This is a genomic window from Paracoccus actinidiae, from assembly GCF_030863885.1.
GTDB lineage: Bacteria > Pseudomonadota > Alphaproteobacteria > Rhodobacterales > Rhodobacteraceae > Paracoccus > Paracoccus everestensis.
The window spans coordinates 1,757,727-1,782,760 of sequence record NZ_CP132956.1 but is presented as its reverse complement, the minus strand read 5'-3'; the positions used below and the strand labels follow the sequence as shown (position 1 = coordinate 1,782,760).

The 25,034-nt window shown below is 66.0% G+C and carries 25 protein-coding genes; 5 read left to right on the top strand and 20 right to left on the bottom strand.

What is annotated here, in order from left to right; translation table 11 throughout:
• Nucleotides 1-12: 12 nt before the first annotated feature.
• From Q5701_RS09020 to glpD, 7 genes are read right to left on the bottom strand one after another with little or no spacing between them, the layout of a single operon-like run.
• Entirely contained in the window at nucleotides 13-414 is a 402-nt protein-coding gene (locus Q5701_RS09020; RefSeq protein ID WP_306754908.1) for a DUF2160 domain-containing protein, read from the bottom strand.
• Nucleotides 414-866, bottom strand: coding sequence for a hypothetical protein (locus Q5701_RS09015; protein ID WP_306754907.1), 453 nt, complete (start codon nucleotides 864-866; stop codon nucleotides 414-416). The genes Q5701_RS09020 and Q5701_RS09015 overlap by 1 nt, the downstream gene beginning before the upstream one ends.
• Nucleotides 866-1,681: a carbohydrate ABC transporter permease gene (locus Q5701_RS09010; RefSeq protein WP_306754906.1), complete on the bottom strand. Its 816-nt coding sequence runs from the start codon at nucleotides 1,679-1,681 to the stop codon at nucleotides 866-868. Before Q5701_RS09010 ends, Q5701_RS09015 begins: the two co-directional genes overlap by 1 nt.
• On the bottom strand, nucleotides 1,678-2,544 hold the full coding sequence (locus Q5701_RS09005; RefSeq protein WP_234855575.1) for a carbohydrate ABC transporter permease: 867 nt from the start codon (nucleotides 2,542-2,544) through the stop codon (nucleotides 1,678-1,680). Before Q5701_RS09005 ends, Q5701_RS09010 begins: the two co-directional genes overlap by 4 nt.
• Nucleotides 2,544-3,626, bottom strand: coding sequence for an ABC transporter ATP-binding protein (locus Q5701_RS09000; protein WP_306754905.1), 1,083 nt, complete (start codon nucleotides 3,624-3,626; stop codon nucleotides 2,544-2,546). Before Q5701_RS09000 ends, Q5701_RS09005 begins: the two co-directional genes overlap by 1 nt.
• Nucleotides 3,626-4,690: an ABC transporter ATP-binding protein gene (locus Q5701_RS08995; protein ID WP_306754904.1), complete on the bottom strand. Its 1,065-nt coding sequence runs from the start codon at nucleotides 4,688-4,690 to the stop codon at nucleotides 3,626-3,628. Before Q5701_RS08995 ends, Q5701_RS09000 begins: the two co-directional genes overlap by 1 nt.
• On the bottom strand, nucleotides 4,687-6,234 hold the full coding sequence (gene glpD / locus Q5701_RS08990) for a glycerol-3-phosphate dehydrogenase (protein ID WP_306754903.1): 1,548 nt from the start codon (nucleotides 6,232-6,234) through the stop codon (nucleotides 4,687-4,689). The genes Q5701_RS08995 and glpD overlap by 4 nt, the downstream gene beginning before the upstream one ends.
• Nucleotides 6,235-6,378: 144 nt before the next feature.
• On the opposite strand from glpD, the gene Q5701_RS08985 reads away from it, so the two are divergent.
• On the top strand, nucleotides 6,379-7,143 hold the full coding sequence (locus Q5701_RS08985; protein ID WP_306754902.1) for a DeoR/GlpR family DNA-binding transcription regulator: 765 nt from the start codon (nucleotides 6,379-6,381) through the stop codon (nucleotides 7,141-7,143).
• Nucleotides 7,144-7,847: 704 nt separating this feature from the next.
• On the opposite strand, the gene Q5701_RS08980 is transcribed toward Q5701_RS08985, so the two are convergent.
• From Q5701_RS08980 to Q5701_RS08950, 7 genes are all read right to left on the bottom strand, one after another.
• Nucleotides 7,848-8,798, bottom strand: coding sequence for a cadherin-like domain-containing protein (locus tag Q5701_RS08980; RefSeq protein WP_306754901.1), 951 nt, complete (start codon nucleotides 8,796-8,798; stop codon nucleotides 7,848-7,850).
• Nucleotides 8,799-8,922: 124 nt separating this feature from the next.
• Complete coding sequence (locus Q5701_RS08975; RefSeq protein ID WP_234854174.1) at nucleotides 8,923-9,288, bottom strand: DUF983 domain-containing protein; 366 nt, start codon at nucleotides 9,286-9,288, stop codon at nucleotides 8,923-8,925.
• 79 nt (nucleotides 9,289-9,367) lie between these two features.
• Nucleotides 9,368-10,330: a betaine--homocysteine S-methyltransferase gene (gene bmt, locus Q5701_RS08970; RefSeq protein ID WP_306754900.1), complete on the bottom strand. Its 963-nt coding sequence runs from the start codon at nucleotides 10,328-10,330 to the stop codon at nucleotides 9,368-9,370.
• Nucleotides 10,331-10,506: 176 nt separating this feature from the next.
• The gene (gene rplI, locus Q5701_RS08965) at nucleotides 10,507-11,091 is read right to left on the bottom strand and encodes a 50S ribosomal protein L9 (RefSeq protein ID WP_234854172.1); all 585 of its coding nucleotides are present in this window, start codon (nucleotides 11,089-11,091) and stop codon (nucleotides 10,507-10,509) included.
• A 12-nt stretch (nucleotides 11,092-11,103) separates the two neighbouring features.
• Nucleotides 11,104-11,331, bottom strand: coding sequence for a 30S ribosomal protein S18 (rpsR, locus tag Q5701_RS08960; RefSeq protein WP_103173059.1), 228 nt, complete (start codon nucleotides 11,329-11,331; stop codon nucleotides 11,104-11,106).
• Between the two features lie 14 nt (nucleotides 11,332-11,345).
• Nucleotides 11,346-11,792, bottom strand: coding sequence for a 30S ribosomal protein S6 (gene rpsF, locus Q5701_RS08955; RefSeq protein ID WP_306754899.1), 447 nt, complete (start codon nucleotides 11,790-11,792; stop codon nucleotides 11,346-11,348).
• A 180-nt stretch (nucleotides 11,793-11,972) separates the two neighbouring features.
• On the bottom strand, nucleotides 11,973-13,034 hold the full coding sequence (locus Q5701_RS08950; protein WP_306754898.1) for a cytochrome-c peroxidase: 1,062 nt from the start codon (nucleotides 13,032-13,034) through the stop codon (nucleotides 11,973-11,975).
• Nucleotides 13,035-13,185: 151 nt separating this feature from the next.
• On the opposite strand from Q5701_RS08950, the gene speB reads away from it, so the two are divergent.
• The 4 genes from speB to Q5701_RS08930 all read left to right on the top strand — a co-directional run bounded on the left by speB (nucleotide 13,186) and on the right by Q5701_RS08930 (nucleotide 17,254).
• The gene (gene speB / locus Q5701_RS08945) at nucleotides 13,186-14,145 is read left to right on the top strand and encodes an agmatinase (protein WP_306754897.1); all 960 of its coding nucleotides are present in this window, start codon (nucleotides 13,186-13,188) and stop codon (nucleotides 14,143-14,145) included.
• 111 nt (nucleotides 14,146-14,256) lie between these two features.
• Nucleotides 14,257-15,309 (top strand): peptide chain release factor 1, encoded by a 1,053-nt coding sequence (gene prfA / locus Q5701_RS08940; RefSeq protein WP_306754896.1) that lies wholly within the window; start codon nucleotides 14,257-14,259, stop codon nucleotides 15,307-15,309.
• Nucleotides 15,306-16,127, top strand: coding sequence for a peptide chain release factor N(5)-glutamine methyltransferase (gene prmC, locus Q5701_RS08935; protein WP_306754895.1), 822 nt, complete (start codon nucleotides 15,306-15,308; stop codon nucleotides 16,125-16,127). Before prfA ends, prmC begins: the two co-directional genes overlap by 4 nt.
• Nucleotides 16,128-16,381: 254 nt before the next feature.
• Nucleotides 16,382-17,254 (top strand): DUF4167 domain-containing protein, encoded by an 873-nt coding sequence (locus tag Q5701_RS08930; protein ID WP_306754894.1) that lies wholly within the window; start codon nucleotides 16,382-16,384, stop codon nucleotides 17,252-17,254.
• 35 nt (nucleotides 17,255-17,289) lie between these two features.
• Here the strand turns inward: Q5701_RS08930 and rsmA are convergent, their stop codons facing one another.
• The 6 genes from rsmA to lptF are packed head-to-tail and all read right to left on the bottom strand — an operon-like array spanning nucleotide 17,290 to nucleotide 25,001.
• Entirely contained in the window at nucleotides 17,290-18,144 is an 855-nt protein-coding gene (gene rsmA, locus Q5701_RS08925; RefSeq protein ID WP_306754893.1) for a 16S rRNA (adenine(1518)-N(6)/adenine(1519)-N(6))-dimethyltransferase RsmA, read from the bottom strand.
• Nucleotides 18,141-19,109: a 4-hydroxythreonine-4-phosphate dehydrogenase PdxA gene (gene pdxA, locus Q5701_RS08920; RefSeq protein ID WP_306754892.1), complete on the bottom strand. Its 969-nt coding sequence runs from the start codon at nucleotides 19,107-19,109 to the stop codon at nucleotides 18,141-18,143. The genes rsmA and pdxA overlap by 4 nt, the downstream gene beginning before the upstream one ends.
• Entirely contained in the window at nucleotides 19,106-20,371 is a 1,266-nt protein-coding gene (locus tag Q5701_RS08915) for a peptidylprolyl isomerase (RefSeq protein ID WP_306754891.1), read from the bottom strand. Before Q5701_RS08915 ends, pdxA begins: the two co-directional genes overlap by 4 nt.
• A 36-nt stretch (nucleotides 20,372-20,407) precedes the next feature.
• Nucleotides 20,408-22,771: an LPS-assembly protein LptD gene (locus tag Q5701_RS08910; protein ID WP_306754890.1), complete on the bottom strand. Its 2,364-nt coding sequence runs from the start codon at nucleotides 22,769-22,771 to the stop codon at nucleotides 20,408-20,410.
• Nucleotides 22,768-23,877: an LPS export ABC transporter permease LptG gene (lptG, locus tag Q5701_RS08905; protein WP_306754889.1), complete on the bottom strand. Its 1,110-nt coding sequence runs from the start codon at nucleotides 23,875-23,877 to the stop codon at nucleotides 22,768-22,770. The genes Q5701_RS08910 and lptG overlap by 4 nt, the downstream gene beginning before the upstream one ends.
• Complete coding sequence (gene lptF, locus Q5701_RS08900; protein ID WP_306754888.1) at nucleotides 23,874-25,001, bottom strand: LPS export ABC transporter permease LptF; 1,128 nt, start codon at nucleotides 24,999-25,001, stop codon at nucleotides 23,874-23,876. Before lptF ends, lptG begins: the two co-directional genes overlap by 4 nt.
• Nucleotides 25,002-25,034 lie beyond the last annotated feature (33 nt).

Sequence of the window (25,034 nt, the reverse complement as noted above, 5' to 3'; positions counted from 1 at the left end):
GCGGCCCGGTTTTCACACCCAGCGGAACACCGCCGCGGCGCAGATCAGTGACACGATCAATCCTCCCCAGGCGGGCGTTCCTCCGAAACCCAGCCAGGCGAGGTTGATGAAAGCCGAGCCGAGCAGGCTGATGAACAGCCGGTCGCCCCGGGTGGTCCATATCCCCAGAAGCCCCTTGCGCGGCGTTTCCGGCGAACGGATGGCAAGCCAGGTGAAAAACAGCAGCAGCGCGGCGATCACCCAGAAGAAAAAGGCGGTCTGAAAGGTCCAGGCCATCCAGCCCCCGGGATTGAGGGCGCCGGTCCATTCGCGGACGCCGTCCTCGTCCGGGACCAGCATGAACAGCCAGCCCAGCACGGCCAGCATCAGCAGGGCGGCGGCCAAAAAACCCGTGGTGACGGTGCGCTGTCGCATCACGCTACGCCTTTTTTTTTGACGCCAGCCTCGTTCTTGGCTTTTTCCCATTCGGTTTTAAGAAGCTGCCTTACCGCCAACATGAATTCAGTTTCCTTATCGCGGTAGACGCTCGATTTTTCAGAAAACTTTTGAAGCTCATTAGCCAGCCGGAGGATGGTCTTCTCCAGTTCACCCTCAGGATTTAAATGTAGTTGAAGCTGTCCAAGCACACGATCCGCTGATTCCATTGCTTCTTCTGTAGCAGGCTTGTTGGTTCGGTTAATTGCCGCAAGCTTCGTCGTTAGCTCCACGGCGATTGCTCGAAGCTCGTCCAGCCATGTGATGCGCTCCTTCGTTATCGCCTCTACGGCGATCGACTTATAGCTAACTAAGTTGTTCAGATACCCACTCAGCACTCCGACAAAAGCCGCAATTAACGCGCCTAGAACAATGCCCCATCCTTCAGACATCACACCCTCCCCAATGCAAAGCCCTTGGCGATGTAATTGCGCACGAACCAGATCACGAGCGCGCCGGGAACGATGGTCAGCACCCCCGCCGCCGCCAGCACGCCCCAATCAAGGCCCGAGGCGCTGACCGTCCGCGTCATCGTGGCCGCGATGGGCTTGGCGTTAACGGATGTCAGCGTGCGCGACAGCAGCAGTTCGACCCAGGAAAACATGAAGCAGAAAAAGGCCGCGACGCCGATGCCGCTGGCGATCAGGGGCATGAAGATGCGCGTGAAGAAGCGCGGGAAGCTGTAGCCGTCGATATAGGCGGTCTCGTCGATCTCTCGCGGGACGCCGGACATGAACCCTTCCAAGATCCAGACGGCCAGCGGCACGTTGAACAGGCAATGCGCCAGGGCCACGGCGATATGCGTGTCGAACAGGCCCACCGCCGAATAAAGCTGGAAGAAGGGCAGGGCGAAGACGGCGGGTGGGGCCATGCGGTTCGTCAGCAGCCAGAAGAACAGGTGCTTGTCCCCCAGGAAGCGATAGCGGCTGAAGGCATAGGCGGCGGGCAGGGCCACCGCCAGCGACAGCGCGGTGTTCAGAACGACATAGATCAGGCTGTTGACATAGCCCATGTACCAGCTTGGGTCCGTCAGGATAACGCGATAGTTGTCCAGTGTCGGGTTCAGCGGATACAGGCTGAAGGCGCCGGTGATTTCGGCATTGGTCTTCAGGCTCATGTTGACCAGCCAGTAGATGGGCACCAGCAGGAACGACAGGTACAGGGTCATCACCACCGCAGACCCGAGGGATGCGCGACGGGCGTTCATGCCGTTTCCCGCTGCGCGGTCATCACGGTATAGAAGACCCAACTGATCAGCAGGATCACTAGGAAGTAGATCAGGCTGAATGCCGCCGCCGGGCCAAGATCGAACTGCCCGATCGCCATCTTCACCAAGTCGATGGACAGGAATGTGGTGGCGTTGCCGGGACCGCCTCCGGTGACGACAAAGGGTTCGGTATAGATCATGAAGCTGTCCATGAAGCGCAGCAGCACCGCGATCAGCAGCACGCCCGACATCTTCGGCAATTCGATAAAGCGAAACACCCCCCAGCGGCTGGCCTGGTCGATCCGCGCGGCCTGGTAATAGGCGTCGGGAATGGATTGCAGGCCCGCATAGCACAGCAGCGCGACAAGGCTGGTCCAGTGCCATACGTCCATGACGATGATCGTGGCCCAGGCGTCGATGGGGTCGTTCACATAGTTGTAGTCAAAGCCCATCGCCGCAAGCGTGTGGCCCAGCAACCCGATGTCCACGCGCCCGAAAACCTGCCAGATGGTGCCGACCACGTTCCACGGGATCAGCAGGGGCAGGGCCATCAGCACGAGCACAAGGCTGGCCCAGAAGCCGCGCTTGGGCATATTGAGGGCGATGAAGATGCCCAGAGGGATCTCGATGGCCAGGATAATGGCGGAAAACAGAAGCTGCCGGCCAAGGGCTGCGTGGATGCGGTCGGACTCCAGCACCTCCTGGAACCAGCCCAGGCCGTTCCAGAAGAACTGGTTGTTGCCGAATGTGTCCTGGACGGAATAGTTGACGACCGTCATCAGCGGGATCACGGCGGAAAAGGCGACCAGCACCAGCACCGGCAGGACCAGGAACCAAGCGCGGTTGTTGACGGGCTTGTCCATCACGCGGCCCTTTCCAAGGGTTCGATGCGCCAGTCATCGACAAAGACGCCGATGCGGGCGGGGTCCAGGGCGACGCGGTCGAATGCGGCGGGGATCGGCTGATCCTCGGGGACGACGACGTTGAAGGGGGCGCCCGCGACCGTGCCGCGCAGGATGCGGTGGTGGCCCACGTCCTCGACCCGGGTCAGGCGGAAAGGCAGGCCTTCGCCTGTCGTGGGACGGGCGGCGTCAGGGCGGATGCCGATCTGCACCCGGCCCGTTTGCGGCGCATAGGGCGCGGTCAGGGGGATCGTGGTCCCGGCGATAAGGGCGGCGGCGCCCTGAACCTGCGCGTCCAGCAGATTCATGCCGGGCGAGCCGATGAAATAGCCGACGAAGGTATGCGCCGGGGTATCGAACAGCGATTGCGGCGTGCCCGCCTGCACGACGCGGCCCTCGGACATGACCACCACCTCGTCGGCGAAGGTCAAAGCCTCGGTCTGGTCATGGGTGACATAGATCATCGTGTGGCCGAATTCGCGGTGCAGGGCCTTCAACTGCGTGCGCAATTCCCATTTCATCTGCGGGTCGATCACGGTCAGCGGCTCGTCGAACAGGATGGCGTTCACGTCTTGGCGGACCATGCCGCGGCCCAGGCTGATCTTCTGCTTGGCATCCGCCGTCAGGCCACGGGCGCGACGATCCAGCGTGTCGGTCATCCCGATCATGCGCGCCACCGCATCGACCCGCGCGGCGATCTGGCCTGCGGGCAGGCCACGGTTCTTCAAGGGAAAGGCAAGGTTCTGGCGCACCGTCATGGTGTCATAGACGACCGGGAACTGGAAAACCTGGGCGATGTTGCGATCCGCCGTGGGCAGGGTCGTCACATCGCGGTCGCCGAACAGCACCCGGCCCCGCGACGGATGCAGCAGGCCCGAGATGATGTTCAGCAGCGTCGTCTTGCCGCAGCCCGACGATCCCAGAAGCGCATAGGCCCCGCCGTCGCGCCAGGTCAGCGACATGGGCTTCAATGCCCAGTCGGCATCGGCCTTGGGGGCTTTGCCATAGCTGTGGGAAAGATTGTCCAGGGTGATCTGCGCCATCACGCCGCCTGCGCATAGGGGGCGGCGCGGGCAAGCCTGCCGCCCTGGTCGAACAGATAGATATGCGCCGGATCCAGCCACAGGGTCAGCGGTCCTTGCGCCAGCCTGCGCACGCCCGGCACCAGTCCGACCCAGCGGTCATGCCCGTGCAGCAGGTGCAGATAAGTCTCGGCCCCGGTGATCTCGGTCACGTCAAGCCGCGCGGCCAGGGGTATGGCGCGCAAGGACTGGTCCAGCGACAGATGGGGTGCGCGGAACCCTGCGGTATAGGTGCCGTCGGGGACATCCACAGGCCAGCGGGCATCGTCCAACGCCGCCTTGCCCTCTGTCACTTCGATGCGCTTGAAATTCATCGGCGGGTCGCTGAAAACGCGCGCGGTCACGGCGTCCTGCGGTGCGCGGTAAACCTGCGGGGTCGGCCCGAATTGCGTCACCCGGCCTTCCCACAGGGTCGCGGTATGACCGCCCAGCAACAACGCCTCCTCGGGTTCGGTGGTAGCATAGACGAAGATCGCGCCCGACGCCTCGAAGATGCGGGGGATCTCGGCGCGTAATTCCTCTCGCAGCTTGTAGTCCAGGTTCGCCAAAGGCTCGTCCAGCAGGACCAGCCCGGCGCCCTTGACCAGGGCGCGCGCCAGCGCCGTGCGCTGCTGTTGGCCGCCCGACAGTTCCAGCGGGCGGCGGTCCAGAAGGGGGGTCAGGCGCATCATCTCGGCTGTCTGGCGGACGCGGGCGTCGATGTCGGCTCGCGCCACGCGCTGCAGGCGCAGGGGGGATGCGATGTTGTCGTAAACGCTCATCGAGGGATAGTTGATGAACTGCTGATAGACCATCGCCACGCCTCGGTCCTGCACCCGTTGGCCGGTCACGTCCCCGCCCTGCCACAGGATCCGTCCGGTGGTCGGCTGGTCCAGTCCCGCCATCAGCCGCATCAGCGTGGTCTTGCCCGACAGGGTCGGTCCCAGCAGGACGTTCATGCTGCCCGGCGCAAGCTCAAGATCGGTGGGGTGGATCCAGGGCTGGCCCGCGACCTCCTTGGAAACGCCTTGCAGTTCCAGCGTCATGCGGCTGCCCTTTCACTGGAAACGTAATCCTCGACGGCTGCCACCTGTTCGGGGGTCAGCCGCAGCCCCAGCTTGGACCGCCGCCACAGCACCCCTTCGGCGTCGCGCGCCCATTCCCGGGCGATCATCCACCGCAGTTCGGATTCGGTCAATGTGGCGCCAAAGTCGCGGCCCAGGTCGGCGGCGGTGCGGGCACCGTCCAGAACCTTCGCGGCTTCGGTCCCATAGGCGCGCACCAGGCGGTTGGCCCAGGCTGTGGTCAGAAAGGGATGATCCCGCATCAGGGACAGGGCCAAGGCCGGCGCGCCGTCCACCGGAAAGTCGCCGCCGGGCAGGGGGACGCCGGCGGTCCAGGCCGTGCCCATGCCGTGCAGATGAGGGGCAAGCTTTGCCATCGCAGCCTCGGCCAGGCGGCGATAGGTGGTGATCTTGCCGCCAAAGACGTGCAGGCAAGGGGGGCCGCCCGCGTCCAGCGACAGCACATAATCGCGTGTCGCCGCCGTGGCCGATGACGCGCCATCGTCGTAAAGCGGCCGGACGCCCGAATAGGTCCAGACCACATCCGCAGCCGTCACTGGCTGCCGGAAATAGCTGGACACGAAGCGGCACAGATAATCGACTTCGTCGGGTGTGCAGACGGCCTGGGCGGGCGGGCCGTCATGGTCCACGTCCGTGGTGCCGATCAGGGTGAAGTCGCCCTCGTAAGGGATGGCAAAGACGATCCGCCCATCCTGGCCTTGCAGGAAATAGGCCTTGCCATGATCGAACAGCCGCCGCGTGACGATATGGCTGCCCCGCACCAGCCGCACCCCCTCGGTCGAGGGCAGATGGGCCACGTCGCGGATGACCTGCCCGGCCCAGGGGCCGGACGCGTTCACCAAGACCCGCGCCCTGAAGGCGCGACCGTCCGCCAGCCGGACGGTCCAGCCGTCGCCGTCGCGCCCTGCATCCGTGACCTTGGCGCCGACGATGATGTCAGCCCCGCGCGCCGCCGCATCCCGCGCGTTCAGCACCACCAGACGCGCGTCGTCCACCCAGGCGTCGGAATATTCATAGGCACGCGTCAGCCGATCCTGCAACGGTTTGCCTTCCGGCGCCTGGCGCAGATCCAGCGTCGAGGTGCCGGGCAGGATTTCCCGCGCGCCCAGGGTGTCATAAAGGAACAGTCCCGCGCGGATCACCAGATTCGGGCGGTGACCACGCGCCCAAGGCATCAGCACCGACAGGAGGCGCGACACCGGCGTCTTTCCCGCAAAGCGCATCCTGGGATCCAGCGGCAGGACAAAGCGCATCGGCCACGAAATATGGGGCATCGCGCGCAACAGCACCTCGCGCTCGCGCAGCGATTCCCGCACCAAGCGCAGTTCCATGAATTCCAGGTAACGCAGCCCGCCGTGAAACAGCTTGGTCGATGCGCTGCTGGTCGCCCCGGCAAGGTCGCTCTGTTCCGCCAGCCGGACGGAAAGCCCGCGTCCGGCGGCATCCCGGGCGATCCCCGTGCCGTTGATCCCGCCGCCTATGACGAACAGATCCGTCGCCGACATCGACCGCTCCCTCTCTCCGCAGGCAAGTCGAACATCCGCGCGCGGATTTTGTCAACACGGATGTTCGATTTCGCTCACTTTCTTTCGCTTGACAGGCGAAGGCCGCGCGGTCTTCTGGAGGCACGGCGCAGAAGGGGCGGGCATATGAACATCAGGCAGATGCAGATCCTGGAACTCGTGCGGGCATCGGGCCGGGCCAGCGTCGAGGACTTGTCGGCGCGCCTCGAGGTGACGCCCCAGACGATCCGCCGCGACTTGGGGGAACTGGCCGACCAGGGCGTCCTAGACCGTGTCCATGGGGGTGCGATCCTGCGCAGCGGTGCCAGCAACATCGCCTATGAAGAACGCCGCCGCATGAACGAGGACGCCAAGGCGGCCATCGGCCGCGCCTGCGCCGCCCAGATCCCCGACAACAGTTCGGTGATCCTCAACATCGGCTCCACGACCGAGGCGGTGGCCCGCGCCCTGCTGCGGCATCGCAACCTGACGGTCGTGACCAACAACATGAACGTGGCCAATATCCTGGCCGCTAACGAAAGCTGCGAGGTGCTGGTCGCGGGCGGATTGCTGCGCCGGTCCGACGGCGGGCTGGTGGGCGATCTGACCCGCGAGTTCATGGCGAACTTCAAGACCGACTATGCCATTATCGGCTGCTCCGCCCTGGACGAGGACGGCGACATCCTGGACTTTGACCTGGCCGAGGTTCGCGTCAGCCGCGCCATCCTGCGCCAGGCGCGCGAACGCTGGCTGGTGACGGATTCGGCCAAGCTGGCGCAAAAGGCCCCTATCCGGGTTGTGTCATTGGCCGAGCTTGACACGATCTTCATCGACCGCCCGATCCCAGAACCATTGCGTCGGGTCTGCGACCAGGGCGGAACGCGCGGGGTGGTGGCCTCCGATGAGGCTTGAGCCGGCGCCGTTGATCGTCGCGGGGTGAGAGGCCGAATGGCGGAGCAGGTGGGATTCGAACCCACGGGACCATCACTGGCCCGGCGGTTTTCAAGACCGTTTCTTCAGAAGCATTGACCTTCTTGAACCAAGGAAACAAGGAGTCCATGCAGGCTGAATTGGGCAAATTCGGCATAGCTGGCGGCTTTAGGTGTCATAGTAAAGGGTCATAGTGACTGGCGCAGCCGGGGCAGAGCACGAAGCTGTTTTTTCGGCAGAAGCACCTTGGCAGAAGGCGATCATCTGTCCCGCAAAGCCACAGGGAGCCAAATGAAAACTTCCCGGTATACGGCTGAGGTGGACGAGGAGTCGCCGACCACATTTCCACACGAGATTCGTATCGAGAAGTTCAGCTCGTGGCCGTTAGGTATGTCAATCCTTGAATGCCAAATCTCCGCGCGGCAGCGCTTGTCAAGGAGGCCGCTGTCGCCGTGCTGCCGGCGTAGACAACTCCGCCAGAGACATTGCAGCGTCAAGGAGGAAAGAGATCGAGCGATACTGTGCCCAGAAGGAATAGATCTTGAGATGCCAGGATCAATGCGCCGGCGTCGCCAAGGAAGAAGAAAAGGTGCGCGCTGAGGCTTTCATCGCGCATTCGGTTATGAGCGAATGCGCGATAGGTGGGATAGGAAGGGTGACGGCTTCTCACTTCCCCTATTGAGCAGTTATCCCGCAAGCAGGCTCCAGCCCGCGAGGTCCAGGTCAGCGACACCGAGGATCTTGATAGATCCGCCGTTACTGACGCTCAGTATGGTGTCCAGCTTGTTATCTGAGTCGTGATGTCCAATGGCGATCGCCTTGAACGTGTCCCCGGCGCCCAGAGTAATATCGTCCGTGCCGAGCTTGAAGTCAGTAATGGTATCATGCCCGGAGTTAGTGCTTCCGGAGTCTGCGATGCTGAAATCGAAGACGTCGGCACCAAGCCCGCCTGTCAGGATGTCGTTGCCTCGACCAGCGTTCAGAACGTCATCGCCCCGTCCGCCATCAAGCGTGTCTGCGCCGTCACCTCCGAACAAGTGGTCGATCCCGTTGCCGCCAAACAGCTTGTCGTTTCCGCCTCGTCCATTGAGTGCATCATCCCCGTTCAGGCCATGAATGGTGTCGTTGGCCGAATTGCTTCCCACCAACGCACTGACTCCATTATCACCGCCATTGGTGCCTGATATTACTTTGTTTGCGAGCCCGGTCACTGTCAGGTTGATTTTTCCGGCGCTGGTTGCGCCATGACTATCACGAATCAAATAGGCGAGAGAGTCTGTCGCCGTTGCGTTTTCCGCCAGCGCGGGCCCGGTATATGTGTAGGCGATGTAGGTTGATCCATCTTCCGTCACCACACTGGCGGTGCCGTTTCCGGGGAGCGAACCAATGCCCGCGAAATGAAACTCGTCTCCCTCGACATCGAAATCGTTGGCGAGAAGGCTGTGCACGTCGATCACGATCTCCGACTGCTCAAAGATTTTCGCCGAACCGACGCCACCGAACGCATCGGTGATGGCGATCGGCGCGTCATTGACCGCGGCGAGCGCCAGGCTCTGGGACGCCGCGATGGTGCCGCCATTGCCGTCGAGGACATCGTAGCTCAGCGTGATGGCGCCATTGTGGTCAGCCGTCGGCACGATGGCGCGTCCGAAGCTCCATTGGATGTGGCTTGCCCATCAACTCCCCCATACCTGCCTCAGCAGAAGGGAAGCACATCATAGGCAAGCTGGGAATCCTGAATCTCGATGCCCGCGACACGCTCTAGGCCCCCCGATCCTGTTCGTTCTTGGCCCAAAGATAGCCGATGAAGGCCCCCTTGACGAAGCGCAGCAGGATCAGTGTCAGGATCGTCGTGATCCCGCCCGTGATGGCAAGCAGCATGACCGGGCTTGGCCGGAACAGGATCCAGGTGAACCCGATCAGCGGGATCAACAGCAACAGCATGATCGTCATGGCGAAAAAGGCCGGTCCGTCGGCGGCGGGATAGCGGCCCAGGGGCGCATGGCAAATCTCGCATTCTGCGGGAACGCCCAGGTATCCGCGCAGCAGCTTGCCTTCGCCGCAATTGGGGCACTTGTTCAAGAGTCCTCGGACGATGGCCGTCCTGCTGTCGCGTTCCTCGGTCATGATGCCTTCGCCCTTTTGTTCCGCCGCCCCGCCCAACGCTTGTGCGCCGCGCCGGGATGCGTCCGACCGGCGCGCCCGGTCAGTATTCCCCGACCGAGCTGAACCCTCCCAGCCGTGCCGCGATCTCCTCCAAGGACGGGCGGGGGCCCGCGGGCCGGTTTTCCAGAGCGTCGCGCATGGCCCGCAGATGGGCAGGGGTGGTGCCGCAACAGCCGCCGATGATGCGCACCCCCATGTCGCGCGCCAAGCAGGCGTAATCCGCCATGATCGCGGGGGTGCCGTCGTAATGCAGGTGGCCTGCTTCCAGATGCGGGATCCCGGCATTGCCCTTGGCGATGATCGGCCGTTCGTTGCCCGAGGCGACGAAGTCGCGCACCGTTCGCAACAGATCCGCCGCCCCCACGCCGCAATTCGCGCCATAGGCGACAGGCGGGTTCGGCAGACGTTCCACCAAGGCCGACAACTGGACCGAGGTCACGCCCATGATCGTGCGGCCCGCCGTGTCGAAACTCATCATGCCGCACCAAGGCATGTCAGCAAGGCGCGCGGCCTCGGCTGCGGCGCGGAATTCGCGGTCGCAGCCGATGGTTTCCACCCACAGCACATCCGCGCCGCCTTCCTTAAGCGCGCAGGCCTGTTCATGGAACATCTCGACCGCGCGGGCATGGGACAGGCTGCCCATGGGGGCCATGATCTCGCCCGTGGGACCGATATTGCCGGCGACGACGACCTTGCGCCCGGATGCGTCGGCGATGTCGCGCGCCATGGCGGCGCCCGCCAGGTTCAACTCGCGCACGCGATGCGCGGCGCCTTGCAGGCCCAGACGGCTGGCATTGCCGCCAAAGGTGTTGGTCAGGAACAGGTCCGCCCCGGACTGCACGGCGTCGCGATACAGGTGCCGCGCATGGTCCGGCTGGTCGGCGTTCCACAATTCGGGCGCGACATTGGATTGCAGGCCCATGTTGAACAGGTTGGTGCCCGTCGCCCCGTCGGCCATCAGCCAGTCGCGGCTGGCAAGAAGCTGGCTGAGAGGGTCGGGCATGGGCGATCCTTGGGTAAAACGCGAAAATTCCGTCCGGGGACGGCTGCCAATCATCAAGTCCATGATATGTTCGGTTCCGGCGGGAAACAATTTGAACCCGAACGAAAAACGGGCCGCGGCGGTTTCCCGTCGCGGCCCTGAACTTTGCGTGTGCCCGATAAAGGGGCGCGGCCGGATCAGTTCCGGTCGTCGGCCTCTTCATCGTTCGCCGCACCGATGTCGTCGAACAGTTCGGCGATCTCGAATTCGGCGGCGGCATCGGCCTCGGCGGCCAGTTCCTGGATCGACTTGCCCTGCGCTTGCAGTTCAGCTTCCTCGGCAGACCGGGCGACGTTCAGGATGATGGTCGCATCAACCTCGGGGTGCAGCACGATGCTGATATTGTGCAGGCCCAGTTCCTTGATCGGCTGGTTCAGCACGACCTGCTTGCGGTCCAGCGTGAAGCCCGCCTCGGTCGCGGCATCGGCCGCGTCACGGGTGGTGACGGACCCATACAGCGCGCCGGCGTCGGATGCGGAACGGATGACCACAAAGGTCTGGCCGTCCAGCTTGTCGGCGATCTTCTGGGCCTCTGCCTTGGATTCGGCGTTCTGCGCTTGCAGTTGGACCTTGCGGCCCTCGAACGCCTTGATGTTGGCGTCCGACGCGCGCAGCGCCTTGCCTTGCGGCAACAGGAAGTTGCGGGCAAAGCCTTGCTTCACGTTGACGACTTCGCCCATCTGGCCAAGTTTCGCCACGCGTTCCAGCAGGATGACTTGCATGTTCAGGTCTCCTTACTTCACGACATAGGGCAGCAGCGCCAGGAAGCGGGCGCGCTTGATGGCGCGGGCCAGCTCGCGCTGCTTCTTGGCCGAAACGGCGGTGATGCGCGAGGGCACGATCTTGCCGCGTTCGCTGATATAGCGTTGCAGCAGGCGCGTGTCCTTGTAGTCGATGGCCGGGGCGTTTTCACCCGAGAACGGGCAAACCTTGCGGCGGCGGAAGAACGGTTTGTTCGCCATGATTCCAGATCCTCTCAGTTCCGCTCGCGGCGGTCGCCGCGATCACCACGGTCGGCGCCACGATCACCACGATCGCCACGGTCGCGATCGCCGCGCGGACGGTCGCCGCGGTCACGGTCGCCACGCTCTCCGCGTTCTTCACGCTTCTGCATCTGCACCGAGGGGCCTTCCTCGTGCTTGTCCACGCGCACGGTCATGACGCGCATCACGTCGTCATGCAGGCGGGCCAGGCGTTCCATTTCCTGCACGGCGGCCGAAGGCGCGTCCGAGCGCAGGAAGGCATAGTGGCCCTTGCGGTTCTTGTTGATCTTGTAGGCGAGGGTGCGGACACCCCAGTATTCGTTTTCGACGACCTGGCCGCCATTGTCGGCAAGCACGGTCGAGAAATGTTCGATCAGCCCTTCGGCCTGCGTGTTCGACAGGTCCTGGCGGGCAATCAGCACATGCTCGTACAGAGGCATGGCATCCCTTTCGGTTTCAGGCGCATTTCATCGACGGGCCATCCCTTCCGCACCCGTCACGAGAGGCTGCGCCGGTTGCAATATCCGGTCGGAAGGATGGGGTCTTATAGCGGCGAAAGCCGGGGATGCAAGGCGATTCGGGGGTTGCCCGGCCCGGGGTCGCCGGGCCGGGCAGGGATGTCACGGCATCATCGGCTGGGGCCGGGGCGTATCCGTGCTGCGCACCGGCAGGATCGGATGGACCACCTGGGGCTGTTCGCCCGTCAGGGTGCCCAGGAAGGCCACGATCTCATCGACCTGCGCTTCGGCCAGTTCGGTGCCCAGTTGGGACGAGGACATGATGCTGACCGCCTCGGCCAGATCCCAGACGGCGCCGGAATGGAAATAAGGCGCGGTCAGGGCGACGTTGCGCAGGGGAGCGGCGCGGAAGACGTAATCGTCATCGGCCGTCTGCGTCACGGTAAAGCGGCCCCGGTCGCCTTCGGGCAACACCGATCCGCCGGGCCGCTCGACCACGCCGAAGGGGTAGTAATCCTGCCCGCCCACGTTCACGCCCGAATGGCAGGCGGTGCAGCCGGTGTCCATGAAGGCCGCCAGCCCGCGCTTTTCCAGGTCCGTCATGGCCGCGTCGTCGCCCTTCAGAAAGCGGTCCAGGTCGCTGTTCGGGGTGATCAGCGTCGCCTCGAAGGATTCGATGGCGGTGGCGAAGTTGTCGAAACTGACCGGCGTCGCCTCGTTCGGGAAGGCCGCCTTGAAGGCATCGACATAGCCTGGCATGGAATTCAGCGTGCCGATCAGGTTTTCGGGCGTGTTGTTCATTTCCACCCCCGCCTGGACCGGGCCCTTGGCCTGTTCGGCCAGGTCGGGCGCGCGGCCATCCCAGAACTGCGCGATGTTGAAGATGGCGTTCAGCATGGTGGGCGAGTTGCGCGGTCCCTGCTGCCAGCCATGCCCGATCGAGGTTTGCAGCCCGTCCACGCCGCCGATGCCGACGTTGTGGCAGGACTGGCAGGAAAACAGGCCCGACAGCGACATCCGCGGATCAAAGAACAGCATCGCCCCAAGATCGACCCGTTCCGGGCTCAGCACGTTGCCCGGAGGGGCCTGGGGCGCGTCGGGGATCGGTTCGAACCATTCCAGGGCGGCCTGGCGCAGCTCGGCGTCCGATGGAAGGTCGGTCTGGGCCAGCACCGGCTGGACCAGGACGCCCAGTGCGGCGATGGCAAGAAGGGATGTCTTCATGGCTGTCTTTCATTTCATGTCTCGCGCGCTCGTGACCCATGATAACCCGAGGAGACGGGGTCACGCCCTGATGCAGATCAAATCGGCGGCGCTTGCGGCGCGTCCTGCGCTGCGCCACCATGCGGGGGCATAAAGGGCGGAAAAGGTCGCGATGGCACTGGAAGATGCGAAAAATCAGGTCGATCAGGCCTTTACCAGGAAAGACCCGCGCGGCCTGTCGTTCGAGAATGCGTTCGGCGGGGCGACAAGCTTTCTGCGGCGGCGCTATACCAAGGATCTGGCCGGGGCGGACGTGGCGGTCACCGGCATCCCTTTCGACCAGGCGGTGACGCACCGGCCCGGCACGCGCTTTGGTCCCCGTGCCATCCGCGAGGCGTCGGTGCTGCAACCCTATGACGCCCCTTATGGCTGGGGCTATGACCCCTTGTCGCTGCTGTCGGTCGTGGATTACGGCGACATGGCCTTCGATTATGCCAAGGTCGCAGAGATTCCGGCGCGGATCGAGCGGCATATCGGAGCCATCCTGGACGCAGGCGGGGCCCCGGTGACGCTGGGGGGCGATCATTCCATCACCCTGCCGATCCTGCGCGCCGTGGCCGCCCGGCGCGGTCCGGTGGCGTTGATCCAGTTCGACGCCCATTCCGACACCTGGGTGGACGACGATCCCGACCGGATCGACCACGGCACGTTCCTGTACAAGGCCATCCGCGAGGGGGCCGTCGACCCGGCAGCCAGCGTCAGCGTGGGGATCAGGACCGACAATCCCGACACGATGGGCGTGACCATCCTGGACGCGCCGTCCGTGCATCGCGACGGGGTGGATGCGACCCTGGCCCGGATCCGGCAGGCGGTCGGGGACCGTCCGGTCTATATCACCTTTGACATCGACGCGCTTGACCCCGCCTTCGCGCCTGGCACCGGCACGCCGGTCTGGGGCGGGCTGGCATCATGGCAGGCGGCGGCGTTGCTGCGCGGGCTGGCGGGGGTGGACCTGATCGGCGGAGACGTGGTCGAAGTCTCTCCTCCGTATGACACGACGGGGGCCACGGCGATCGCGGGAGCCCATGTCGTGACCGAACTGATCGCGCTTTACGGCTGGACGCGTCGCTGAAGCGCGTCCCGCGACAGCCGGGGAGCTTCGCGCCCCCCCGGACCCCCTGCGGGATACTTAAGTGAAGAAGAAGCCCTTGCCGGTGGGGGGGCGCGCGGGTAATCCCCCGCCATGTTGCCCGAGGATCGCCTTGTCCAGATCGTCCAGCGGTTCGAGTTTCTCGAGGCGCAGCTGAACGCGGGCCCGGCACCGGCTCAGATCGCCCGGATCAGCCGCGAATATGCCGAACTGAAGCCGGTGGTGGAACAGATCGCCCGCTGGCAGGCCGCCCGCGACGGCTTGGCCGAGGCCGAGGCCATGCTGGCCGATCCCGAGATGCGCGAACTGGCCGAAGATGAACTGACACGGTTGCGCGACGAGATGCCCGTCCTGGAACAGGCGCTGCGCATCGCCCTGTTGCCCAAGGACGCGGCCGACGCACGCCCGGCCATCATCGAGATCCGTCCCGGCACCGGCGGGGACGAGGCCGCGCTGTTCGCGGGCGACCTGTTGTCCATGTATCGCCGTCATGCCGAACAGCAGGGCTGGACCTTCCAGATGCTGGATCTGACCGAATCCGACCTTGGCGGCGTCAAGGAAGCCGTGGCGCGCATCGAGGGCGAGGGCGTCTTTGCCCGGCTGAAATACGAATCCGGCGTTCACCGCGTCCAGCGGGTGCCGGAAACCGAATCGGGCGGGCGGATCCACACCTCGGCCGCAACCGTGGCGGTCTTGCCCGAGGCCGAGGAGGTCGACATCGACATCCCGGCGGGCGATATCCGCATCGACACGATGCGGGCGTCCGGCGCAGGGGGGCAGCACGTCAACACCACCGATTCGGCGGTGCGCATCACCCACCTGCCGACCGGCATTGTTGTCACCAGCAGCGAAAAATCCCAGCACCAGAACCGCGCCAATGCCATGGCCGTACTGCGTGCCCGGCTTTTCGACATGGAACGCGCCCGCGCCGATGCCGAACGGGCCGCCGACCGGCGGTCCCAGGTGGGGTCCGGGGATCGCAGCGAACGGATCCGCACCTATAACTTTCCGCAAGGCCGGATGACGGATCACCGGATCAACCTGACGCTTTACGCGCTGGACCGGATCATGGCGGGCGATCTGGGCGAAACCATCGACGCGCTGACCGCCCATGACCAGGCCGCGCGCCTGTCCGCCCAGGAATGAGGCTGGCGCAAGCCCGTGCGGATGCCGCCCGCAGGTTGGCCGAGGCGGGGGTCCAGGGTGCCGCGCGCGATGCCGACCGGATCCTTGCGGCTGTCCTGGGGGTGGACCCAGGGCGGCTGCGGAGCTTGGATCGCGATCTGACAACTGGCGAACTGGCGCGGCTGGACCAGGGCATCGCCGCCCGCGCCGCGCATCAGCCTGTGGCCCAGATCGTGGGCTTTCGCGATTTCTATGCCCACCGCTTTCATGTCACCCGCGACACGCTGGACCCGCGCCCCGAAACTGAGGTGCTGGTGGATGCAGCCTTGGCGCTGCCCTGGTCCAGCGTTCTGGACTTGGGAACCGGGACGGGGGCGATCCTGATCTCGGTTCTGGCCGCGCGGCCGGGGACCAGGGGGGTGGGAACCGATATCTCGGGCGCGGCCCTGGAGGTTGCGCGTCGGAATGCGAGGGATATCAGCGTCCCGGCGGAGTTCATCCGGGCTGACTGGTATGACGGGGTGGCCGGGCGGTTCGACCTGATCGTGTCGAACCCGCCCTATATCGCGGCGGATGAAATGGCCGGGCTGTCCCCCGACGTGCGTGACTGGGAACCCCATGGCGCCCTGACCGATGGGGCGGACGGGCTGACCGCCTATCGCGCCATCGCGGCGAAGGCGGGGGATCACCTGAATCCCGGTGGGCACGTGCTGGTCGAAATCGGGCCGACACAGGCGGGGGCGGTGGGCGCGTTTTTTACCGATGCGGGGGCCGAATCACAGGTGATCCACGATCTGGATGGGCGGGATCGTGTCATTCTGGCACGGTTTTCGGCCTGAATCGCGGGCGCAGGCCAAGTTTTTGCTTGTCAGCCTGCGCCGGGCGTGGTTAGTCGCCCTTGTGCAGGGGGCAGCGATGCCAACGCACGGGTCAGCCTGCAAAAGCCGATTCCCTGATGGACGCCCGTTGCGTTCGTCCGGGCGCAAGCCTTTGGCTGAACGGCAATGCGCGCCTTTCGCGGCGCCCGTGCCGCCCGCGACGCCGTCCAGACTCCTGGATCCCGGATTATACTGGAATCACGACAGATAAACTGATGAGATCATCAAAATCCCGTTCGCGCAACAAGTCGAACCGCCAGCGCAGCACGCTTGGCAATGTCGTCAACCGCGTTTTCGACAGCTCTGGCCCCGAGGGCAAGGTGCGGGGAACGCCCCAGCAGATCATTGAAAAATACCTGAGCCTGGCCCGCGACGCGCAATTGTCCGGCGACCGCGTGGCCGAGCAGTCCTTTCTGCAACACGCCGAGCATTACACGCGGATGCTGGGCGAGGCGCAAAAGGAAATGGCCGAGCGCCAGCAATACCACCAGCCCCGCCAAGACGGTGAAGAAGGGCGCGAGGCCCAGCCGAACGGCAACAATAACGGGCATCAGAACCGCGATGGGGGCGGACGCGACGATGCCGGCCGCGAAAACGGAAACGGCAACGGACGCGATCATACCCGCCGCGACACCGGCGGGCGTGACACCGGCACGCGGGATAGCGGCGGGCGTGACAGTGGCGGTCGAGACACTGGAGGACGCGACAGCGGCAACCGTGATGCCGCGCATCGTGACCAGCAGCGCGATCAAGGCGGCCGCGACCAGGCCCCCCGCGATGGAGGCCAGCGCGAGCAGCCCCGCTTTGAGCCGGTCGCCGAGGTCCAGGAGGAGCAGCCGGAACTTCGCCAGCCGGATCCCGTCATGGAACCCTTGCCCGAGGGCCTGCCGGACGCCGTGACGACATCCGAGGACGAAACCGCAGGCCCAGTCGAGACGCCCGAGGCCGCGTCCAAGCCTGCCCGCAGCCGCGCCCCGCGCGCGCCGCGTGGCGAAAAGCCTGCGGCACCTCGCACCCCGCGCGGCCGACGCAAGGCGCCCGAGGACGAGACAAGGTCCGAGGATACGCCCGCCACCGGCGAGGAATAGAACAAGGGGCCGCGGCAATCAGCCAGCGGCCCTTTTCAATGCCCGCTGCGGGCGGCCTCCAAGGCGCGGGCCAGCGCGCAGAACCGTTCCAGTTCGATCTCCTCGGCCCGTGCGGTGGGGGGGATCTGCGCCTGTTCTAGCAGCGCCTCGATCTGGGGATGCAGGCCCCGCAAGGACGCGCGCAGCATCTTGCGCCGCTGGTTGAAACCCGCTGCCGTCACCTGCGACAGGATCGCCGGGTCGGCGGGAAAGCGGGGGGCGGGCAGGGCGGTCAGATGGACCACGGCGGAATGGATCTTGGGCGCGGGCACGAAAGCCTCGGGCGGAAGGGTCATCACGATGCGTGCATCCGCCCGCCACTGGGCCAGCAGCGCCAGGCGACCGTAGGTCTTGCTGCCCGGTGCGGCGACGATCCTTTCCGCGACCTCTTTCTGGAACATCAGCGTCAGCGATTGCCAGAAGGGCGGCCAGTCGGGCGGCGTCAGCCAGCGGATCAGCAGCTCCGTTCCGACATTATAGGGCAGGTTCGCCGCGATTCGGATCGGCGGGGTCAGATGCGCCAGCGGGTCGATGTCCAGGGCGTCGCCATGGATCACCGTCAGTCGCCCCGGATAGCGGTCGGCGATTTCCTGCAAGGCAGGCAGGGCGCGGGCGTCCTTTTCGATGGCCAGGACATGGCGCGCCCCTTCGGCCAGCAGTCCGCGCGTCAGTCCGCCAGGACCGGGACCGATTTCCAGCACGTCGCATTGCGTCATGTCGCCCGCCTGGCGTGCGATCTTGGCGGTCAGGTTCAGGTCCAGCAGGAAGTTCTGGCCCAGCTGCTTTTTCGCGCGCAGGTCGTGGCGGGCGATCACCTCGCGCAGGGGGGGCAGGTTGTCGATGGTGGTCATGCCCGCGCCGCCGCCATGTCGCGGGCCATGCGCAAGGCGGCGATGGTCGAGGCCGGGTCGGCGATGCCCCGTCCCGCGATGTCAAAGGCGGTGCCGTGGTCGGGCGAGGTGCGGATGAACGGCAGGCCCAGCGTCACATTCACGCCGCCCGCGAAATCCAGCGTCTTGATGGGGATCAGCGCTTGGTCGTGATAAGCGCAGACCGCCGCGTCGTATCGGGCGCGGGCGGGGGCGTGGAACATCGTGTCGGCGGGCAGGGGGCCGGCCAGGTCAAAGCCCTCGGCCCGCAGGCGCGCCAGCAGGGAAACCATCCAGTCGGTTTCCTGGCGGCCCATCGTGCCGCCTTCGCCCGCATGGGGGTTTAGTCCCGCAACCGCCAGTCGCGGAGCGGGGATACCGAAGTCGCGGATCATCGCGGCGTGCGTGATGCGGATCGCCTGTTCCAGAACCGCATCGGTCAGCGCGGTGGGCACGTCCTGCAACGGGATATGGATCGTCGCGGGCACCACGCGGCAGGGCGGATCCACCGTGGTCGAGGCCAGCATCATCACGACCGGAACATCACCGGCCAGATGGGCCAGGTATTCGGTATGGCCCGGAAAGGCAAAGCCCGCGCCTTTCTTCAGCGCCTGCTTGCTAATGGGCAGGGTGCAGATTCCCGCCGCCCGTCCCGACATCGCCAGATCCACCGCGCGTGCGATCACGTCGATCACGCCTGCCGCATTGGCAGGGTCGGGGCGGCCCGGTTCGGCGGGCGCGGCAAAATCGTGGCGCAGCACGGCCAGATGCCCGGCAGGCACCGGATCGCCGGGCGCGGCGATTTCCGTGAAGGCCGTGCCCGCAGGCAGATGGCGCGGATCGCCCATCCAGGCGAAATCCACACCGGACGCAAGCGCCTGCGGGGCCAGTTCCGGCCCGACGCCCGCCGGTTCGCCGCAGGTCAGGATGATGCGGCCCGCCGTCACGGGCGGCGGATGATGGCTTCGGCCCGCAATTCGGCCAGATAGGCTTCGGCGGCGGCATTGGCCTTGCGGTTGAAGATCTCGTCGCGCACGGCCTCGCGGGTGGGCAGGTCGCTTGCGCCCGGCACCGCGGCCTCGACCCCGTCGTCCGGCAGGGCGGTCGTGGGCACGTCGGCCGCCATGTCCGCCACCAGGGCAGGCTGGCGGGAACACAGCATCACCAGATCGGCGCCGTTGCCATAATCGACCACGCCGGCCTCGTCCGCGTCCATCGAGGCCAGGCGTTGCGCGACAAGCGTCGGGATCGCGCCTTGCGGCACAGTCTGGCGCTGCACCTGGCCCGCTTGCGCCCCTGCCTGGACATACAGGTCGTCGCAGGACAGCGCCCGCGCGGCCAGGGTTGCTGCATCCGCGGCGGACGCCAGGCGCAGGGTCGCATAGTCGATCACCTGTTCCGTCGCACCGGGTCGCAGCGTCCCCTGGCTGTCGCGCAGGTGGAACAGCACGACCGCGCCCTCGACCGTCAGCGGCTGGGTGGTTTGGCCGGGCTGCAGGGCGGTGATCACCGGACGCAGGCCGGGGGGCAGATTGTCGATGTTGACCCAAGCCAGCCGCCCGCCCGCCTGCGCCGATTCGGCGGCGGAATATTGCCGCGCCGCAGCCTCGAATTCGTCCGACGACAGCCCCGCGCCGGCGATCTGTCGGGCCAGGTTCAGGGCCTGCTGTTCCTGGCCCGGCGGAGCGGGAATGATCAGTTCGGAAATCAGCACCCGCGACAGGATCGGCGTTTCGACCACGCGGCGCAGTTCCTGGTCCACCTCGGCATCCGACACCTTGATCCGGGGGACCACGCGTTCGCGGATGACCGACCGCCACACCAGGCCCGCGCTGACGAAATCGCGATAAGCCTGGGGTTCGACGCCCGCGTTTTCCAGGGCAGCGGTGAATTCGGCCGCAGACAGGCCGGCCCGGCTTGCAAATTCCTCAAGCCCGTTCTGCAGGCCTTCGTCGGTAGGGACAATCCCCAGCTGCCGCGCCGCGTAATTGCGCAGCCGGTCGTCGATCAACGCCTGCTTCGCCTCGGCGGGGGTGGTGTTCGGCGCACCCACGATCTGCATGAACCGCTGGCGCTGCCCGACCTCGTATCGGGTGATGGCGGCGTTGTTGATATAAACCACCGGCTCGAACAGGTTCTGCGCCAGGATCGGCGCGGGCGCCGCCGTCAGGGCCGCCGTCAAGGCGAGGCCGGAAAGGAAATGCCGCATCTGCTGCCCCTTTGTGTTCGTTTCTTGGCACAAACCTTAGCGTATGCAGGACCGGCGCGCCACCGTGCCCGGCAAGTCTTCCTGTGTCCCGAAACCACCCAGGCGAACCGACAGACCCAGGCTGGTTTCTGCCCGCACGCTGTCCGAACTGGTGAAGCGGCGCGAGACGCCCATGTCAACCGTCAGGCATTCGTTGCGATAGGTCAGGTCCAGCGACGCGCGCTGCGCCCGGTCAGCCACGAAATCATAGCGGGTTTCGGCACTGCCCCACCAGCCGTCGCGAATCTGCCATCCGACATTGGCGGCCAGTTCGCTGGTGGTGGGGCGTTCCGGATTCCCGTCATCGCCGTCCAGCCACAGATGACCTGCCGACAGTTGCAGATCGTTGCGCAGCCAGCCCAGCCGCAATTCGTTGCGCGACATATCCAGGCCGTCGTCGAACAGCGCCCGGTTGGCAATGGCAAGGCCCGTCCCGCTGTCATACTGCGCTGCCACCAGCCAATCCGAACGGGTCCCCGACAAGGCGGATCCCTCGGGGAAGGCGGGTTCGGGATCGGCGCGCAGCACCCGGCCCCCTGTCAGGGCCAGCGACCAGCCTGTCGGGTCCATGCGGGTCCAGGTCACGCCCAGGTTGGCGCGCAGGCCCCCTTCGCGCGCGTCCCAGCCCGGGAAGCGGTTGTCGGAAAACAGGTTGCCTTCGTCGAACTCGACCAGGCGGCTGTCCTCGTTCGGGATGTCGTCGTCGTTCCCTGACGGGGAATACAGGATCTGCGCCACGGGTTCGACCAGATGCGTCGCCCCGTCGCTGCCGCCGATCAGCGGCCATCGCAATTCCACGCCCACCATCGGGTCGGCGCGCGCCACGAGGTCGTCAAACCGGCTGTCCTGCGCGATGCGGTAAATGTCGGCGTCGATTCCCGCCAGGGCCGCGCCCACCACGCCGCCCGCAAGGATCTCGCTGCGCCGCCAGTCAAGGCCTACCGAGGCGCGGGCCATGTCGCGCCCCACCTGATCCTGGTCGGACGGGCGGCGATGCGCATGGACCGACCATTCCAGGGCCGCCTGCCCGCCGATATAGCGGGGGCTGAAGCTGCGCTGCCAGATCACGTCGGCCACCTGGGCGGGCGAGGTGCTGTTGTCTTCGTCGTCGCGCAGGGAATGGTAATTGCCGACGCGCCCGAAGAACAGCTTGTCGCGGGTCACGCGTTCCACGGTAAAGCCGCTCCACAGCCGGTCTGCCTCGGTGATGTCGTAATCCAGCAGATATCCTCGGTCGGATGCCGCCTGAACCTGGACCCCCAGGCGATAGCCGCGCGGCAGGTCGACCAAGGCATTGCCAAAGACGTATCCCCGCGTCTCGCCCGCCTCGATGTCATCGCGGCTGACCGCGCCGTTCCATTCGGTCACGCCATTCGACCAGGCTTGCCTGTAACGCAGTTCCAGCGTCCGCGTCCGGCTGGCCGAGACATAGGGCGTGACCGTCACATCCGCATGATCGCCCAGGGTGACGAAATAGGGAAGTTTGATCCCGAACCCCAGCCCCGAGGTTGTCCGGAATTCCGGCCGCAGAAAGCCCGTGCGACGTTCGACCGTGGGATCGGGGGCGGTCACGGTAAAGGGCGCGGCGGCAAGCGGGATGCCCCAGGCGCGGAATTGCGGATGATCAAAGGTCAGCAGCCGGGTTTCCGCATCATGGGTGATGCTGCGGGCGCGAATCTCCCACAAGGGGGTCGGGTCGCTGGCGCAAATCTGGCAGCTTGAGGCGACAACCTGGCGCAAGGTGGTGGTCCGGCCGTTTCCGGTGCGGGTCAGTTCGGTGGCGGCAAGCTGCAATTCGCGGGCCAGCACCAGACGCGCGCCCCGGATGATGCCGTCCTGCAATTCGCGGTCCAGCTGGCCGCTGTCGGCAATCAGGATCGCCTCGGCATCGGGGTCCACGGCACCGGGGCGGGACAGGTGGATCGGGCCTTCTATGGTCAGGTCGCCCGATGGACCGTCCACGACGATGCGGGAGGCCACCAGCCGGGCACCCTGGTACCAGACGACCACGCCGCCCGCCGCAATCAGCGTCTGGTCGCCTTGCAGGACCATGCTGTCGGCCAAAACCGTTGCCGCATCGTCGCGTGGTCCGTCCAGCGGGCGGGCGGGCAGGGTCACGTCCGTGTCGGGGGCCGCGGCCCGCAAGGGGGTGGCATCAGGGGTGCGGTCGCCCAGGATGCTGTTGCCCAAGGGGTCGGCGGTGGGCGCCAGGGCAGCCTCGTCGGTCCAGCGGAAGGTGCTTGGGCCGCCCAGGCTGCCTGCGCCCAGGCCCGGATCCTGGGACAGTACCGTCTGGCCAAGCGCCATACCCGGCAGCAATGCCAGCCCCAATGCCCAGCCCTTCAGCACGCGCGCCGTCATCCGTCCTCCCGCGCCAGGATCAGCGCCAGGGCCAGAAGCCCGCCGACCAGGGGCGGCGTCCATCCTGCCAGCAAGGGCGGCACCTGGCCATTGTCGCCCAGAACCTGCGCCAGATTGCGCAGAAAGAACAGCCCGATCCCGGCCCCGAAGGCCAGCAGCACTGCCCCGCCGGTCTTGCGTCCCCGGACGTGCTGCATGGTAAAGGCGGCGGCGATCAGCACCATCGCCCCCATCAGGAAGGGCCGCGCCAATTCCATCTGCAACCAGACCTTGTGGCGCGCGGCCGAAAAGCCCGCCCGCTCAAGTCCCGCGATAAAGCCCGGCAGTTGCCAGACCGGCACCGCCTCGGGACGGCCAAAGCCCTCGCGGATGCGCTGCGCGGTCAGGTCGGATGCCAGTTCCATCCGGTCGGCGGACGTGGCCGCAGCTTCGGGATTGGCATTTGACAGGGGATAGTCGCGGACATCGGACAGTTCCCACTGGCCAGGCACCAGCCTGGCCTGCCGGGCCTCGATCCGGCGGACCGGACCGGCCGCTTCGTCGAAGACCATGAAGGTGGCGTCGTAAAGCGTCGTCGCATCGGGGCTGGCGCGGCGGGCGCGGATGACGATCTGGCCCGATTCCTCGGCCCCCTCGGTCACGGCCTGGCGCAGCCAGACGGCGCTGTCGCCCACCGATACCGTCTGGCGGCTGTCGCGGTCGATCCGGGCCACGGCCTCGTCAAAGCGCGCGCCGGTAACGGCGACCAGGGGGTTCAGCAGCGCCACAGTCAGCGCGCCCACAAGCGCGGCCGTGACGGCAGGGGCGGTGACGACCTTCAGCGCGGATCGGCCCGATGCCCGGATCGCCACCATTTCCGACGTGCGCGCCAGGTTCAGGAACAGCGCGATCCCCGCCAGCACCGTCAGCAAGGGCAGGATCGAATAAAAGCTGGAAGCGACGTTCAATCCCGCCAGCCCCAGGGCGCCGCCCAGGCCGATGTCGCGGTCGGAAAACCGGCGGATCATCTCGATCATGTCGATCAGAAGCAGGATCAGCAGGAACGCCCCGGTGATCGTGACAAAGGACCGCAGAAAGCGGCGCGCGACATAGCGGGCCAGGATCATGCCGGTGCGCCCCTGTGCTTCAGGCGGCGCGGCTTGCCTGCCAGCCACAAAAGCCCCAGGCACATCACCGTGCCCGCCGCCGCCGGAACATAGAGCAGCGGCCAAAGGGCAGGGTCGCGTCCGACCTGGTTGGCGGCGGCATTGGTCAGAAACTGCACCACGATGAGCCCGAGGATCGCCCACAGCACCTGCCGCCACACGCCGAACCGCGAATAGCCGCCGATCAGAAGCGTGGCAAATCCGATCATCGCGGCGATGGGCGACAATAGCGGCTGGGCGATCCTTTCATGCGCCTCGCGCCGGGCATCGGGCGCGGTGGCCCCGGTGGCGGCCAGCAGATCGGCATCCGGGTTCAACAAGCGCAGCGTGCCGTAGTCGCGCAGGTCGCGGCCTTTTTGCCCGCCGCCGGTCAGCATGGCCCCGATGTCATAGCTGAATTCCCCGAACCGCGTGACCGCCAGCGACGGGCGGTCCCCCGCCTGGCGCAGGTTCTGCGACATGCCGCGCAACAGGATCAGCACCGGTCCGGTATCCGTGCGCACGACCAGGGCTTCCTCGGACGTATAGATCACCTGGTTCGCGGGATCGCGCGCATCCTCGATGAACAGATCCAGCAGGCGGCCGTCGGCGGCGATGTCGCGGATGAACAGGGTGATGCCGTCCGCCGGGTATTGAAAGCTGCCGGGGCGCAGGAACTGCTCGGTCACGTCCTGGGCCAGTTCCGCCTGCCGGTCGGCCAGCCGCGCGCGGGCCAGGGGAACAAGGCCGTGGACCAGCACCGCCACCATCAGCCCCACGAAGACGCCGAAAACCAACACCGGCCGCGCCAGCCGCCAGGGCGACAGCCCCGCCGCCTGCATGGCGACCAGTTCCGATTCACCCGCCATCCGGTTCGTGCCATAGGCCGCGGCCGCAAAGCCCGCCACCGGCAGCACGACCGAGATCACAAGGGGCAGCGTAAGCGCCGTGAATTCCAGCACCACAAGCGCGGTCTGCCCGTCGCTGAGAAGATCGTCAAATAGGCTGACCGCGCGGTTGATCCAGTAAACCGACACCAGCACCAGGGCGAAGAACCCGAACAGGATCAGCAACTGGCTGAGGATATAGCGGTCGATCCGGGGCATATCGCGGGGGGGTGTCCTTGGGGCGGCAGTCAC

Bases quoted from the DNA above. Each gene is read 5' to 3' on its own strand.
- rplI (WP_234854172.1), bottom strand. From the start codon at position 11,091: ATGCAAGTCATCCTGCTGGAACGCGTGGCGAAACTTGGCCAGATGGGC.
- rsmA (WP_306754893.1), bottom strand. From the start codon at position 18,144: ATGACCACCATCGACAACCTGCCCCCCCTGCGCGAGGTGATCGCCCGC.
- rpsR (WP_103173059.1), bottom strand. From the start codon at position 11,331: ATGGCGAACAAACCGTTCTTCCGCCGCCGCAAGGTTTGCCCGTTCTCG.
- lptG (WP_306754889.1), bottom strand. From the start codon at position 23,877: ATGATCCTGGCCCGCTATGTCGCGCGCCGCTTTCTGCGGTCCTTTGTC.
- speB (WP_306754897.1), top strand. From the start codon at position 13,186: ATGGCACTGGAAGATGCGAAAAATCAGGTCGATCAGGCCTTTACCAGG.
- glpD (WP_306754903.1), bottom strand. From the start codon at position 6,234: ATGTCGGCGACGGATCTGTTCGTCATAGGCGGCGGGATCAACGGCACG.
- Q5701_RS09000 (WP_306754905.1), bottom strand. From the start codon at position 3,626: ATGGCGCAGATCACCCTGGACAATCTTTCCCACAGCTATGGCAAAGCC.
- Q5701_RS08930 (WP_306754894.1), top strand. From the start codon at position 16,382: ATGAGATCATCAAAATCCCGTTCGCGCAACAAGTCGAACCGCCAGCGC.
- Q5701_RS09020 (WP_306754908.1), bottom strand. From the start codon at position 414: ATGCGACAGCGCACCGTCACCACGGGTTTTTTGGCCGCCGCCCTGCTG.
- Q5701_RS08950 (WP_306754898.1), bottom strand. From the start codon at position 13,034: ATGAAGACATCCCTTCTTGCCATCGCCGCACTGGGCGTCCTGGTCCAG.
- bmt (WP_306754900.1), bottom strand. From the start codon at position 10,330: ATGCCCGACCCTCTCAGCCAGCTTCTTGCCAGCCGCGACTGGCTGATG.
- Q5701_RS09005 (WP_234855575.1), bottom strand. From the start codon at position 2,544: ATGGACAAGCCCGTCAACAACCGCGCTTGGTTCCTGGTCCTGCCGGTG.
- rpsF (WP_306754899.1), bottom strand. From the start codon at position 11,792: ATGCCTCTGTACGAGCATGTGCTGATTGCCCGCCAGGACCTGTCGAAC.
- Q5701_RS08975 (WP_234854174.1), bottom strand. From the start codon at position 9,288: ATGACCGAGGAACGCGACAGCAGGACGGCCATCGTCCGAGGACTCTTG.
- Q5701_RS08995 (WP_306754904.1), bottom strand. From the start codon at position 4,690: ATGACGCTGGAACTGCAAGGCGTTTCCAAGGAGGTCGCGGGCCAGCCC.
- Q5701_RS08910 (WP_306754890.1), bottom strand. From the start codon at position 22,771: ATGACGGCGCGCGTGCTGAAGGGCTGGGCATTGGGGCTGGCATTGCTG.
- prmC (WP_306754895.1), top strand. From the start codon at position 15,306: ATGAGGCTGGCGCAAGCCCGTGCGGATGCCGCCCGCAGGTTGGCCGAG.
- prfA (WP_306754896.1), top strand. From the start codon at position 14,257: ATGTTGCCCGAGGATCGCCTTGTCCAGATCGTCCAGCGGTTCGAGTTT.
- Q5701_RS09010 (WP_306754906.1), bottom strand. From the start codon at position 1,681: ATGAACGCCCGTCGCGCATCCCTCGGGTCTGCGGTGGTGATGACCCTG.
- Q5701_RS08985 (WP_306754902.1), top strand. From the start codon at position 6,379: ATGAACATCAGGCAGATGCAGATCCTGGAACTCGTGCGGGCATCGGGC.
- Q5701_RS09015 (WP_306754907.1), bottom strand. From the start codon at position 866: ATGTCTGAAGGATGGGGCATTGTTCTAGGCGCGTTAATTGCGGCTTTT.
- lptF (WP_306754888.1), bottom strand. From the start codon at position 25,001: ATGCCCCGGATCGACCGCTATATCCTCAGCCAGTTGCTGATCCTGTTC.
- Q5701_RS08915 (WP_306754891.1), bottom strand. From the start codon at position 20,371: ATGCGGCATTTCCTTTCCGGCCTCGCCTTGACGGCGGCCCTGACGGCG.